The organism is Haliscomenobacter sp., assembly GCF_040403615.1.
GTDB lineage: Bacteria > Bacteroidota > Bacteroidia > Chitinophagales > Saprospiraceae > Haliscomenobacter.
The window spans coordinates 1-13422 of sequence record NZ_JBBAKG010000137.1; the positions used below are offsets into that span (position 1 = coordinate 1).

Consider the following 13422-nt stretch of genomic DNA (forward strand, 5'->3'; position numbering starts at 1 on the left):
TGGACAACCTCAAGAAAAAGCCCTGACTAGCAGGGCTGTTGAATTGTTGAATTGGTGTTTAGGTCGGAACTACCAATATTACTTTGGCTGGGTCCACAAAAAAGTCAAAGGCCATTGTTTCGTCAGCGGCCACTGGATACTTCCAGTCACCTAATTGATTACCAACATTTTCTCGCCAGACCCAGGGCAATCCATTTTTGGTCAAGTTCAAAACACCGTCAGATTCCACAGTGTTGACATTTGGATCACCGTAGTAGGAGTCTGGTTGTACAGTCACTACCCAGGTGTAGGTACTAGGGTCAGCAGGATCTATAGGAACATTGGGATCTGTAGCCTGCTGTTCGCTGGCATATCCGGAATAATTCATCCAAAAATGTGCAAAAAACAGTGTGCCGCCAGTTACTGATATAGTTACCGGAATTGGTCCAGTTATATCGGTTGTGGTTTCAAACACTGCTAATTCTACCACAGGCTCAGTCAGTGCTGGAGCAGACGGTATTTCAATCACTGTACTGGCTGTGACGCTGGTATTGAATACCTCAGCTCCGTTGTACGATACCCGTACCACAACAGCACTGCCAGTTGTGTATGCTTGTCCCTTTAGTTTGACTATTCTTTGAACCATAATTATATCTCCGTTTTTATTATTTATGCTAGCACCAGTGAGTTTGTATTACAGAATCGTGTGTTTCGTGAGGTTTGGGGTCACCATGAAATATCAACAAACTGTTGTCCGGTGCAATAGTGGTGCCGCGCGACGGTGATCGGTAGGTTCTGTTTCGAAAATTCATACCGCCATTTAGTGCGGTCCAGCGCCAGCTTACAGCCCGTCCGTCCTCAAAAAATCTACGGTGTCTGGCAGTTATTACAGAATTCAAATAATCCTGATCACCTCCGCGATAACTGCTTTGTACCTTTTCAACACCTTGCTTTTGAAATTCTGTCCAGATTGACGCCCAGGTCACTGTGTTCCAGTACATCACACTGGAGTTCATGCTTTGCACATGAGGTTTCCATAGGGATTTGAAATCACGTATGGTCCAAAAATAAGCAGGATCCAGATCGATGATCCAGTCCAGATTGTTTACCACCACTGTGTCCAGATCAAAATACAACAATTGCCCTTGATGATGTGCAGGGTTAAACAACTGCATTTTGTACCACCAGGATTGTTTACGACCACTAACACCCGGCCATTCCTGCAGATCATGGCGTATCATGTGGGATGGAACAGGTCTACCGGGTTCTGTGTACACATGCAGCCGTATGCCGCGAGAAATGTGTCTAGTCAACATGGAGTACAATCGATCCACATAGATCCAGTCGTAGCCTGAGCCATGTATCACGCAGGCACAATCAACCGGACCCATGGGATCTGACACTGTGGGTGCAACATAGCCTGGAGATTTTTTTGCTCGATGTTCAGCTCTGGCTGCTCGACGCATGGCTTTTTCTTGCTGAATGTCCATGCTAGTTTCCGGGTGGATTGTGCCAGTATGCCGGATAGTTTTTCAATACTGACTGCACACTGTTGGGATATTTTACATCAATCACATGTGTGGTGCATTTATGGTTGATGGCACTGATGGTATCAAGTTGTTTGAATGCTGCGAGTATTTGTTCAGGATCTCTGTGTTGGCTTTCTATGCAACTGACCACTTTGTTGCGTATGAGATCATCACTGCCCATCCAGGTCCAGTGCCAGCCTACTGGTGTTTTGAATCCCACACAATGACTTCGATCCTTGCGTTTGATGCTGTTGCCCTTGTAGAGTTCGTGTGGTGTATCAAACATTCGTCGGCGTGCTACCACACTGCCTTTCCAGTTGCGTTCAGCACGTTGATCCACGCGATACATGTACATTTCAAATCCACATGTGACTGGTTTATCGTTTTGATCCATCAGTGTTACAATATCTGCCCAGGATTCTGGATTGATTATTTCGTCAAGATCACCGTGTATCACAATGTCTTCTGAGTCACATTCTGTCAGTGCAGGTGCTAGGGCCTGCCGCATCATGGTTTCACACACAAGATTGGTTTGATCTGCTGACAACTCTAGTGTGACCACCTGCAGCCTGTTGCCGTATCTGGTCTGATACCGATCAAGATTGTTCAACAGATTGTATGGTTTGGGAATTCCGCTGAATGTTCTGCTGGCTTCAAGCACTATCCAACGATCCACATAATGATCAGTGATGGCCAGATGTATATCCAGCATGTCAAATTCGTTGTTGAACAACAGGGTATCAATAATCATTTTGGCCACCTGTAGATTATTTGGTAGTTGTCATACACTGGCAAAATACCTTTTGCCTCAAGATAGTCTGCAATGTAGTGTCCTTTGCCGGTTCTAATTCCTGATTCAACAAATCTACTGTTGTCATCAATTGCTATCATTGCTCCAGTTTTTAGATACGGCTCTATAGCTTGGAATTCTTTTAGATGATGAACAGCACTGTCATGGTCATTGTTCCATTTGACGTCCCAGGAGTCAAGATAAAACAAATCTGTTTGGTCTAGGTCTTGCAGACTTTGCAGCCAGGTCACACTGTCCATGCAGGTGGCTCGAAAGTTCATGCTGGGTATGGCGGTGTTGGATGTTGCCACTGCTGCAGGATCAATATCCACGCTGCGAACAGTGCCACCATGCTGATCCACAAACTCTGAGAACAACCTGGCACTTTGTCCATCTTTCCAGTTGCCTGGTTTGCGCATGGTTCCTGTTTCAATAATATGATATTCAGATAACCCTAGGCTTTTAAGATAAGCAAACATCAGGTAAAACCCGTCAGCTCGTCGATATAGACCCTCCACAAGGCCACGCTTGGCACCACTAACAGTGGGGTTCAGTAGATCAAAATAGTTTTCACGATAATATTCAAGCCAAGTGGTCATGTGTTATTTAAATCGAACTGTTGTTATCAAAAGGTTTTGTAACCAACCAGCAACGTCCAGATCTGCAAACCTTTATGTTTAATGGTCCAAAGAAATCCCACACTGCTTGTTGCACACCAGGATAGCCTTTGGTATAATCATCGCCGCCAAACAAGGATCCTAAGCGCATTTTTGGCCACCAGGCTTCAAGATCATTGGTCACTGATTCGTAGCTGTGTCCTGCATCCACATAACAAAAGTCCACAGAATTATCTTTGAAATCGGCGGCTGCATGCCAACTCATCATGGTCAGCATTGTTATGTGTCCCAGCACTGGTTTTACATTTTGTCGGAATATGTTTTCAAGATCCTGAACAGTATCAGTATCATAAGCAATTGCTTCTTCGCCTTTCCAACTGTCCACACAGTAAAATGGGCCCAGCTTGTCACGATTGATCAATTCTACCACACAGTATGCAGCACTACGGCCAGTCCAGGATCCCAATTCTACCCAGGTACCACCTGCAGGAAATTGCTCTAGAACAATATCAAGCATGATAGTATTCTTGTGACTCATAAATCCGTCAACGCTTTGGTAAAAATGCTCCATGATATTTTATTTACCATTATATATGCACATAAATATTTACATGAAAATTGTACTTGTAACTGGCGGATTTGATCCCCTACACTCTGGACACATTTCCTATCTAGCAGCGGCCAAGCAACTTGGTGATCGACTGGTAGTGGGAGTAAATTCTGACGCATGGTTATGCCGTAAAAAAGGCCGACCGTTTATGCCCGCGGTGGAGAGATTATCAGTGATAGAAAATCTACGCATGGTAGATCGCTGTATCCTGTTCAATGACGATGATGGTTCGGGCATTGAAGCCATTCGTGCTGTACAAAGCATGTATCCCAATGATGAAATTATCTTTGCCAACGGCGGTGATCGCACAGCAGTCAACATTCCTGAAATGGCAGTGCAAGATGTGATTTTCAAATTTGGAGTTGGCGGTGACGACAAAAAGAATAGCAGCAGCTGGATACTGGAAGAGTGGAAAAAACCCAAAACTGATCGAGCCTGGGGCTACTATCGTATTCTTCACGAAGTTGGCAGCCATGTCAAACTCAAAGAACTCACGGTCATGCCGGGACAACGACTCAGTATGCAACGACACGCAAATCGTGCAGAGTTTTGGTTTGTGGCTGAAGGTGAAGCCACGGTCTACACTGTGGATCCTCACAGCACTGAATATGAGTTGATGGCAAGTCCTGCACGGCATCAATCAACCTGGATAAAATTAAATCAGTGGCATCAGTTGTGCAATGAGACTGATCAACCCTTGAAACTGATCGAAATCCAATACGGAGAAAATTGCATAGAAGAGGACATAGAACGAAAATGAAAAATATCATACCAGTTTTTGTAGGCTACGATCCCAGAGAAGCCATAGCGTATCATGTGTGTGCCAATTCAATTATTAGACATGCCAGTCAACCAGTCAGCATTATTCCCCTGGCGCTGAACCTGTTCCGAGACTACACAGAAACACACACAGATGGCAGCAATCAGTTTATCTACAGTCGATTTCTGGTACCGCACCTGATGGAATACACCGGTCATGCTATCTTTATAGATGGCGACATGATTGTGCGTGGAGACATTGCTGAGTTGTGGAATCTACGTAACACTGCACAAGATGTACAAGTGGTCAAACACAATTATCAAACACGCATGAGTGAAAAATATCTGGGGTCAAAAAATGAAAACTATCCTCGAAAAAATTGGAGCAGTGTCATGCTCTGGAACTGCAACAGTTTTCCCAATAGAAAACTAACTCCGGAGTTTATTGAAAAATCCACAGGTGCTGAACTACACCGCTTTTCCTGGCTAGACAATGATCGCATAGGTGCACTGCCTCCTGAATGGAATTGGCTACCCGACGAGTACGGCGCCAATACCAATGCCAAACTGTTGCACTACACTCTGGGCACACCGTGCTTTCACGAGTTTGCCACAACACCACAAGGCAGTGAGTGGCATCAAGAACGCATACTTACCGAGTACTGCCAGCAGCGAGATATAGAATGAACAACTGGATTTTTCTCAGCAAAAACGGTGAGGATGAATATGTCAACATGTTGGCTCGCAGTGCCAAGCTAGAACCTACCAACTCTGACTATTTTGATTATCAGTATGACATAGCCACAGATCACAATCAGTTGGTGTTACGAGGCATTCTCAAACACAAAATAATGAAACAATGTCTAGAGGATGGCAATGATTTTTATTTCATGGACTCGGGCTATGTGGGCAACAATATCAGTAACAAAAACTCACAAGGTATCAAGATGTATCACAGGATTGTGCTGAATGATTTACAACACACTACCATACGCGAGCGGCCAAACGATCGTTGGAATCAACTGGGAATCAAACCTCATCCCCGACGATATGGCAAGCGAATTATTGTGGCTGCTCCAGACGAAAAGCCCTGTAGATATTATGGCATAGATCAACAACAGTGGATTAGAGAAACTGTGGCCACAATAAAAACATACACAAATCTTCCAGTAGAAATACGAGAACGGGCACCCAAACGAATTGATAGAGTTCAGTTTCAGCCACTCAGCCAGCTATTGATAAAAGATGTGCATGCTCTGGTCACTTTCAACAGTGTAGCAGCCGTAGAAAGCATACTGGCAGGTGTACCAGCATTTGTGCTGGCTCCCAGTCATGTGGCCACACCAGTGGGCAACACAGATTTGGCCAAGATTGACAATCCATTTTATCCTGATCGAGACTTGCTTGCGGCCTGGTGTCACAGTATGGCATATGGTCAGTATCATGTGAAGGAACTGGCCAATGGCACAGCATTTAGAATGATGCAAGAATCATGAAAGTTGTAAGCTATTTGGCCACGCTGCCTAGAAAAGAACAATACACGCCCGAGTCATTGAAAAAGGCCACGGACAAACTGGACACCTTGAAATATTTTGCACAAGGTGTAACCGAATACGGCGACGAAGGCATAATTGAAACTGAAGCAGTATATCAACCCAGTGATGTGGCTGTGATCCTGGGCTGGGTACACGAACACGGAAAAACAGCCCAACACCTGCAACTACGTCAAGAGATTGTGGAAGGCCAACGCAGCTCGGGTGGACGCACAGTTATTGCTGATTCAAATTTGTTTTTATACAAGGACACAAACAATCCCGGCTATTGGTTGCGCTACAGCTATGATGGTGTGTTCCCCAACACCGGCGAATACTGCGATCAAACTCCGGATCCGATTCGGTGGCAATCAATACAGGCACAAACAGGAGTGCAATTACGACCTTGGAGAGTGAACGGCAAACACATTTTGTTGTGTTTGCAACGTGACGGTGGGTGGAGCATGGCAGGATGGGATGTAATCGACTGGGCTATCAAGACTATCACCGAAATAAGAAAATACTCAGATCGTTCTATCAGAATCCGTTCACACCCTGGAGACAAAAGAGCTGTGAAATACTGCGAACGTCTAATAAAACTCTGCACTGGTCGCAGATTAACAAACATACAATTGAGCAAGGGCGGTAGTACACTGACTGAAGATTTTGTTGATTGCTGGGCAGTGATCAACCACAACTCTAGTCCTGCTGTGGCTGCTGCAATTGAAGGCATACCTGTATTTGTCACTGACCCAGATCGCAGTCAGGCTCGTGACATAGCAGGGGCAGGATTTCACAGAATTGAAAAACCACACACTCCTGACCGTGAATCTTGGATACAGAGAATTGCACAATTTCACTGGAGTCACGAAGAATTAAGATCCGGCGCATGCTGGGAACACATGAAAAAATGGGCAGTCAAATGATTGAAATTATTACCAGCATGGATCAGCGTTATCATGATCTGATTGGCAAAGACTGTGTAGACAGTTTTTTGAGACACTGGCCAAGCTCACGCGGCCTTACTGTGTATGTTGAGCACATGGTGCTGCCTGTTGATGAACGAATCAAAATTATTGATTTTGATGATCTTGAGCCTGACTACACTGTGTTTCAAGCGGATCCAGACTGCAATCAAAGTGAAAAGAAGTTTGCCAAAAAAGCCTATACTATCATGCATGCCATGCATCACAGCAAGGCAGATTGGATTGTTTGGCTGGACGCTGATGTGATATCAGTTGCCGACATGCCTGAAGAGTTATGGACAGCATTGTTGGATGAACAACATCTGAGTTTGTACATGGGCGTGAATTACACTAGCGACAAAAGCGGCAAAAAAGGAGCCTGGTTGGTTCCTGAAACTGGAGTGTTTGCGGTGAATACAAAACATCCAGATTTTGCAACGCTGCGAGATGAATATTGCCGTCGATATCGTGAACGTGATCGCAGTGGACTTCGTAGATTCTATGACAACGATGTACTGGGTGTGGCTATTCAAGCTGTGCCCAATGCAACTCACAGAGACCTTTGTGCAGGATTTCTCAAGCCCTATAAAACTCCACTGCCGCATACTGTGCTGGGCAAGTATCTAATACACTTCAAGGCCAAGCACTCAAAAGCAGAATATGGTCAAGAGCCTGTGGACGAAGACCAGTAACTTTCTGTACGGGGTCTCACAAGATCCTTGTCATTGCTACGTCCAGTATCTTTGCGTTTGCCTTTGAGATGATCTAGGTATGCACCCCAGGCAGTGTTGATCAGCGGATGCCCTTCGCTTCGAATTAGACCTGCACTCCAGTTGAGTTGACGCCATTGAGGGTTTGCTGCCTGCACTTCCGTGCGGGTTTCATCAAACACCCAACAATCATTCCATTCAGCCATGGTCATAAGACGTCCAGAATCATAGGCCAATTGAAACTCTCGCAGCCATGCCCGAGTCACAGGATCCCGAAGATTCATGCCATACAAGCCGCATTCAGTAAATTTCTTTTCTCTACCTAAGAATGCCAGGCCAGTATCTACAGGCATTTGACTGTCAATAAATTCAGTAGTGATAGGTGTGTGGCATACCATGTCAGCATCCATCCAGAACAACACATCAGCTGCACAGTTGGCAGCACAATGGCTAACAGAATATGCCTTGTGACTGAATCGTATGGCGTCCCAGCGAAATCCAATGCCAGGTGCTTTGCCTTTGCGATCCACAGGGCCTGTGGCAACTTGACCACGTGCTCTAGGATCCGATCCCCAGCGTTGTTTGAATGCCACAATTTCCGGACTTGCTGCATGTAGGTCTCTCACATGTAGATTGGGTGCTGATTGTGTGATGGCACAATCTTCTGTGTAAACATATAGGTCAACTTCTTGAGGCCAATTTTGTAAAAATGTATCGATCATGCGACTGGCATATCGATCGTAGCCAGATTGATTGAATGTTGTTAATACTGCGTATTTCATGTGGGTTGATAGATTTCGTTTTGTTTGTTGTTCCAGTACTGATGATCGGCAATTTGTTGTTTTATAACAGCAGTATCTATCTCATCAAGTGTTTGCTTTCTGGGAACTGTTAGGTCTATACTGACTCGGTCGGGGTGAAACCAAAATGCATTCACTGCTCTGGTATCAAATGTAAAAAACTCATAGCCATACTGTGCCCACAGGTCTTTGTACTTTGACAATGAACAACCATAATGAAATTTTCTATTGTATGTGACTTTTTTTACTGGGTTTTCAACATAAGGAAAACTAGCCCAGTCGTTGCCAAAGTTCTTGTTGATCTCGCAACATGCTGTGGCAGGACGAAATCCCGAGTGCAACAGGATTGATGCCACTTCATAATCAAAACTGTCAATATCTAGACTAAAAAAGTCTGGTTGCCAATATTGTTTGGGTATGTATTGTGCAACATTATCTGGGGAAATCATTTGTTGTATTTTGATCAACTGATCTGGCCATCTTTCAGTTACGGATACGTCCCAATCCCACCCATCTATACCAACACCAGAATATCCTTGATGCAGCAGGTCCAGAGTCATATTTTGTGTTCCGTTGCCAAACCCAATCTCCACAAAAGTTTGTTTGGGATCAGCCATTCCTGCCAGCATGTACTCAATGATTCCAGTCTCGTCATTTTGACTAAAACCTTGTCGTTCATAGGGTAAATGCTTCATGATGGTATCCATATTGTGTTGCTTTTGCTCTTGACTGCTGCTGCTTCGTATGGTCCGCACAAGTCGTTTAACCATTGCTTGTGATATTCTTGTTGCCCGTTGTCTTCTATCAGCAACCAGGGCCTATTGCGTTGTATAGTGGCGCGACTTCCTTCCAACACTGCATTTTCAAAGCCTTCAACGTCTATCTTGATCCAGTCAACTGATTCAAAATTGAATCGATCCAGGGAGGTCAGTACTCCGGTGTGTTTTTCAAACTCAGGATTAGCAACAAACTCTTCAACTTGTTTGGTATGTCCACATTTAAGAGTTTGTAATTCAAATGTGACTGTTTGATCTTTGTCGCCAAGCCCTAGGTTATGCAATTCAACATTGGGGCAATCTTCTAGATTTTTTTGCAAGACTTCAAAGTTTTTGAGTACTGGTTCAAAACAAATCACACGTTCAAACTGTTCAGCACTGGGTCTGGCAAAGATACCAATGTTGGCACCAATGTCGATCATGGTGCGTTTGCGTGGAATATTTTGGAATATATAGTAACGATACCGTTGTTGATAGTGTATATCTACATGTTCAGATAGTCGTTCACTAAAGAATCCATTGGGAGGTTCGGGACTGTGCCAGAGAGAATTTATTTTATACATAATGTTTGTTCAATAACTATTTAATACCATATCATGAACATCAGTATATTTAATCGCTTTGGAGCCCTCAATTCTGGGCCTGTGTTTGCAGCATTTCGAGATGGCTGCAAACGTCATTGTATTCGTGTGTCAGAACACGATGCAAGTGCTGACGTTGCAGTAATCTGGAGCCACTTATGGTCTGGACGGATGCTGGCAAATCGAACTGTGTGGCAGGAATTTTCTTCGTCGGGTCGTCCGATAATAATAATGGAAATTGGTCAGTTGAATCGAGGTGTGACCTGGAAGATGGGTGTGAATGGTGTAAATGCATCAGGCTGGTTTGGCGAAGGGCATGAAAACAACCGTACAGCCAAGTTGTCTGTGAGACCACAGCCTTGGCACCAGGGCGATCATGTTCTTGTGGCCATGCAGCGGAACGACAGCCAACAATGGGCAGGGTTACCGCCCAGCGAACAATGGCTAGATCAAACTATTGCCAGTCTAAGAGCACACACTGATAGGCCAATCGTCATACGCCCACATCCAAGACAAAAAATTCGACCCAGGCCAGGCACCAGAATACAACAACCTGTCAAGTTGCATGGCACCTACGATGAGTTCAATTTTAGGACCATGTTGCCCGCTGCCTGGGCAGTGATCAATGAAAATTCAGGTCCCGGTAGTCAGGCCATTATAGATGGCGTGCCTGCATTTGTTGGAGCACACAGCATGGCATTGCCAGTGGCCAACACAGATTTTGCAAACATAGAAAAGCCACGCATGCCCGAACGAGCACAGTGGCTTGAGAATCTATGTCACACAGAGTGGACCTTGGGAGAAATAGCATCGGGTGGACCGATTGGAAGATTACTTTCCGGGTTGAAGCCTAGCTAGATCAGCATCAACCATGTCACGAATCATGGTTGCAAAATCTGTACGTGGTTTCCATCCTAGTTCTACTGCTGCTCGGCTGCTGTTGCCCAGTAGGCTATAAAGTTCAGCAGGACGTTTGAATCTAGGATCACTTTTCACCAAGTGAGTCCAGTCAGTTATTCCCACATGTTCAAACGCCACACCACACAGCTCACCAATACTGTGTTGTTCGCCTGTGGCAATTACATAATCTCTAGCCTCAGGTTGTTGCAGCATCAGCCACATGGCTTCCACAAAGTCTCCAGCAAAACCCCAATCACGTCGGCTGTCAAGATTGCCCAGAGTGACTGAATCTGCTAGGCCCAGTTTGATTCTGGCCACTGCATCAGTAACTTTGCGTGTGACAAATTCACGACCTCTAAGAGGGCTTTCGTGGTTGAACAAGATACCAGAGCAGGTGTACAGGCTGTAGCTTTCGCGGAAGTTTATGGTCATCCAATGACTGTATAACTTGCTCACGCCGTACGGTGATCGCGGGCGGAACGGAGTGAGTTCACCTTGAGAGCCTGCTTCTGTGGCATTGCCAAACATCTCAGAGGTGCTGGCTTGATAAAAGCGTGTGTTGGGGCTGTGGCTACGGATAGCGTTGAGCAAGTTCAGCACGCCTATGGAGTTTACTTCTGTGGTAAGTTTGTTAAGATCCCACGAAGCACCCACAAAACTCTGTGCAGCCAAGTTGTACACTTCGTTGGGTTTGAGAGTTTGCATGAGATGATTCATGTTGTTTTCATCGGTGATATCACCAGTTACCAACTCGATATCATTCTCAATGCCCAACCACTTGATGTTGTCTAAATTGGGATTAGAGTATCGTTTGACAAGGCCATAAACATGATAACCTTTTTCAACTAGTAGTCTAGCGAGATATGGACCGTCTTGGCCGGTCATGCCTGTTACAAATGCTGTGCGTTTCATACTCTTATGTATCACGCATCAATGGTCATACTTGAATATCTTCCATGCCAGCTGCTCGTAGTCTAACAATGTGTCCCAGCATGAAGTTCTTGCTTTCTAATGCTTTCATGATGCCCAGCCAGCAATTGCGTAGCAGAGCTACTTCGTTGATAATGGTTTCAAAATCAATCACTTCATCTTCGCCGTCCACATACTTTTCAGCATCTCTGCTGCTGAGAGCACGATTGTAGCCTTCCAGATACTTTTGAAAGTGCTTGCGACGAATCTTGCGCAACTGGATATTCAGCAGATTCAACACAGCTTCCACTTCCTGAAGCTGATAGAATCTCTGCTCAGTTATGCCCGGAAGCAGCTTGATGTTGTTCTCAACGATGCCGCCAATTTTACAATCTCGTTTGGCATCCAGGAGCTCACGATCATAGTGTGCCATGAAGTCTGGGATCTTGCCCAGATCCGCTGCCACTTGACTATACCACATTAGTTTTCCCAGTTATCATCTTCTGTGGTATCGCTGTCTTCATCCGGGTCTTCATCTTCGGGATCCACATAGTCTTTGTCATTGTCAAGATAAGCAGTGAGCGCACGTTTGATATCCACATCGTTCTTGAAGGCAGCGCGGATATCATCCACATCCGAATCATTGTCAATCAAGATTGCAACCACAGCTTCTGCTGCTTCGTCACGATCCACAGTGTTGACATAACGCTTGAGTTCTCCCCAGATTTCGCTTGCTACTGTTTCGCTCATGCTTCGTCTCCTGCTTCTTCAACAACGACCTCATCTTTGATCTTGGCAAAATCTGCCATGACCTTGTCAAGACAACCATCTTCGTTGGATTCCCAGGCCTTGCGGAAATACTTGATAATCTCGCCTGTGTCCTGCATGGTGAATGCCAGTCTATTGCCATCCTTTTTAAGGATACCTTTTTTCTCAGCTAGATCAGTCAAGCCCGAGTATGGACTCATACCTGTTGTGTACGGAATCTTGACCTGCACACCTTCAAAAGGTTTAGAGTAACGTGTTTTCATGATCTTGCAGCTGGCGCGGATACCATTGACCTCTGACACCTTGTTGCCATCCTCATCTTCTTTGAGCTTGAGTTTCTTCATGGCAACTACAATTGAGCTGGCATAGATAAATCCTTGACCACCTGAGATCTTGTCATCTGGGTCAAACATGTCCTGACTTGCGTATGTGTGATTGGTACACACCAAGCCCACATTGTAATTACCAAACATGTTGACACAGTTACGAACCAAGGCTGTGAGTGCTTTGGGTTTACGACCAAGGTCACCTTTCATTTCGCCTGCTTCGAACTGATTAACATCTGTGGGTGTCAACAACATGCCCAAGCTGTCAATCACAAACATGACCTTGGGACGTTCGCCTTCGGCCAGAGCCTTGTAGTCTTGCATGAATGTACTGATTGTTTTGGCTACATCATCAATCATGCTCATGCTTAGTTTCAGCAGTTTGTCCTGGCTGGTGTCCACGCCTAGAGCCTTGAGCCAAGCTTCATCCAAGGCGTTTTCGCTGTCGACCAAGACTACATAGATGCCTTGCTCTTGTGCGTTCTTGATAATGTTGCCCGAGCAGATGTAACTCTTGCCTGCACCAGATTCACCAGCAAACACTGTGACCTTGCCCAGCGGAATACCGCGATCAAAGAATCCTGAGATCAAATAGTTCAGTGCATAGTTGCCTGTGCTTACCCAGTCTGTAGGATCATTGAAGCCAATGCTGAGTCCTTCAATACTTTTTGTAATTTCCTTGCGAAACTTGCTTACATCAAATGCTTTTGCCATTCGTTTTTCCTTAATACAAATAAAAACACACAGAAAAAATCTCTCTGTGTGTAACGTCAGATTACTTCTGTTGACGTGAACGAATCATGGCCAAAATATCTTCGGCTTTCTGTGCTGGTTTTGGCACAGCAACAGGTTCAGCAGCAAAAGATTTTTC

18 protein-coding genes are annotated in these 13422 nt (G+C 45.0%); 6 read left to right on the plus strand and 12 right to left on the minus strand.

The features are described from left to right. Positions 1–58: 58 nt before the first annotated feature. From ABW391_RS25990 to ABW391_RS26010, 5 genes are read right to left on the minus strand one after another with little or no spacing between them, the layout of a single operon-like run. On the minus strand, positions 59–625 hold the full coding sequence (locus ABW391_RS25990) for a hypothetical protein (RefSeq protein WP_353484826.1): 567 nt from the start codon (positions 623–625) through the stop codon (positions 59–61). 28 nt (positions 626–653) lie between these two features. Continuing rightward, positions 654–1469 (minus strand): glycosyltransferase family protein, encoded by an 816-nt coding sequence (locus ABW391_RS25995; protein WP_353484827.1) that lies wholly within the window; start codon positions 1467–1469, stop codon positions 654–656. A gap of 1 nt (position 1470) precedes the next feature. Next, entirely contained in the window at positions 1471–2259 is a 789-nt protein-coding gene (locus ABW391_RS26000) for a glycosyltransferase family 17 protein (protein ID WP_353484843.1), read from the minus strand. Next, entirely contained in the window at positions 2256–2897 is a 642-nt protein-coding gene (locus ABW391_RS26005) for a class I SAM-dependent methyltransferase (protein WP_353484828.1), read from the minus strand. Before ABW391_RS26005 ends, ABW391_RS26000 begins: the two co-directional genes overlap by 4 nt. 7 nt (positions 2898–2904) lie before the next feature. After that, positions 2905–3432, minus strand: a complete 528-nt coding sequence (locus tag ABW391_RS26010; protein ID WP_353484829.1) for a class I SAM-dependent methyltransferase — start codon at positions 3430–3432, stop codon at positions 2905–2907. 94 nt (positions 3433–3526) lie between these two features. Here ABW391_RS26010 and ABW391_RS26015 point away from each other — a divergent pair, with 94 nt between their 5' ends. From ABW391_RS26015 to ABW391_RS26035, 5 genes are read left to right on the plus strand one after another with little or no spacing between them, the layout of a single operon-like run. Next, the gene (locus ABW391_RS26015) at positions 3527–4285 is read left to right on the plus strand and encodes an adenylyltransferase/cytidyltransferase family protein (protein WP_353484830.1); all 759 of its coding nucleotides are present in this window, start codon (positions 3527–3529) and stop codon (positions 4283–4285) included. Then, entirely contained in the window at positions 4282–4971 is a 690-nt protein-coding gene (locus ABW391_RS26020) for a glycosyltransferase (protein WP_353484831.1), read from the plus strand. Before ABW391_RS26015 ends, ABW391_RS26020 begins: the two co-directional genes overlap by 4 nt. Next, a complete protein-coding gene (locus ABW391_RS26025; protein ID WP_353484832.1) occupies positions 4968–5780 on the plus strand; it encodes a hypothetical protein in 813 nt (270 codons plus the stop codon). Before ABW391_RS26020 ends, ABW391_RS26025 begins: the two co-directional genes overlap by 4 nt. Then, a complete protein-coding gene (locus tag ABW391_RS26030) occupies positions 5777–6742 on the plus strand; it encodes a hypothetical protein (protein WP_353484833.1) in 966 nt (321 codons plus the stop codon). Before ABW391_RS26025 ends, ABW391_RS26030 begins: the two co-directional genes overlap by 4 nt. Further along, positions 6739–7473, plus strand: a complete 735-nt coding sequence (locus ABW391_RS26035) for a glycosyltransferase family protein (protein WP_353484834.1) — start codon at positions 6739–6741, stop codon at positions 7471–7473. Before ABW391_RS26030 ends, ABW391_RS26035 begins: the two co-directional genes overlap by 4 nt. On the opposite strand, the gene ABW391_RS26040 is transcribed toward ABW391_RS26035, so the two are convergent. From ABW391_RS26040 to ABW391_RS26050, 3 genes are read right to left on the minus strand one after another with little or no spacing between them, the layout of a single operon-like run. Next, positions 7446–8273: a hypothetical protein gene (locus ABW391_RS26040; protein WP_353484835.1), complete on the minus strand. Its 828-nt coding sequence runs from the start codon at positions 8271–8273 to the stop codon at positions 7446–7448. The two genes, ABW391_RS26035 and ABW391_RS26040, sit on opposite strands and share 28 nt — an antisense overlap. Continuing rightward, positions 8270–8998, minus strand: a complete 729-nt coding sequence (locus ABW391_RS26045; RefSeq protein ID WP_353484836.1) for a hypothetical protein — start codon at positions 8996–8998, stop codon at positions 8270–8272. The genes ABW391_RS26040 and ABW391_RS26045 overlap by 4 nt, the downstream gene beginning before the upstream one ends. After that, the gene (locus ABW391_RS26050) at positions 8983–9630 is read right to left on the minus strand and encodes an FkbM family methyltransferase (RefSeq protein ID WP_353484837.1); all 648 of its coding nucleotides are present in this window, start codon (positions 9628–9630) and stop codon (positions 8983–8985) included. The genes ABW391_RS26045 and ABW391_RS26050 overlap by 16 nt, the downstream gene beginning before the upstream one ends. 33 nt (positions 9631–9663) lie before the next feature. On the opposite strand from ABW391_RS26050, the gene ABW391_RS26055 reads away from it, so the two are divergent. After that, positions 9664–10506, plus strand: a complete 843-nt coding sequence (locus tag ABW391_RS26055; protein WP_353484838.1) for a hypothetical protein — start codon at positions 9664–9666, stop codon at positions 10504–10506. Here the strand turns inward: ABW391_RS26055 and ABW391_RS26060 are convergent. Genes ABW391_RS26060 through ABW391_RS26075 form a run of 4 tightly spaced genes read right to left on the minus strand, consistent with a single transcriptional unit; the run spans position 10480 to position 13265 of the window. After that, a complete protein-coding gene (locus ABW391_RS26060; protein ID WP_353484839.1) occupies positions 10480–11460 on the minus strand; it encodes a GDP-mannose 4,6-dehydratase in 981 nt (326 codons plus the stop codon). The genes ABW391_RS26055 and ABW391_RS26060 overlap by 27 nt on opposite strands. 25 nt (positions 11461–11485) lie before the next feature. Then, the gene (locus ABW391_RS26065) at positions 11486–11938 is read right to left on the minus strand and encodes a hypothetical protein (RefSeq protein ID WP_353484840.1); all 453 of its coding nucleotides are present in this window, start codon (positions 11936–11938) and stop codon (positions 11486–11488) included. Next, positions 11938–12207 carry a hypothetical protein gene (locus ABW391_RS26070; RefSeq protein ID WP_353484841.1) on the minus strand — a complete coding sequence of 90 codons (270 nt, stop codon included), beginning with the start codon at positions 12205–12207 and terminating at the stop codon, positions 11938–11940. Before ABW391_RS26070 ends, ABW391_RS26065 begins: the two co-directional genes overlap by 1 nt. Then, positions 12204–13265 (minus strand): P-loop NTPase family protein, encoded by a 1062-nt coding sequence (locus ABW391_RS26075; RefSeq protein ID WP_353484842.1) that lies wholly within the window; start codon positions 13263–13265, stop codon positions 12204–12206. The genes ABW391_RS26070 and ABW391_RS26075 overlap by 4 nt, the downstream gene beginning before the upstream one ends. Positions 13266–13422: the final 157 nt, after the last annotated feature.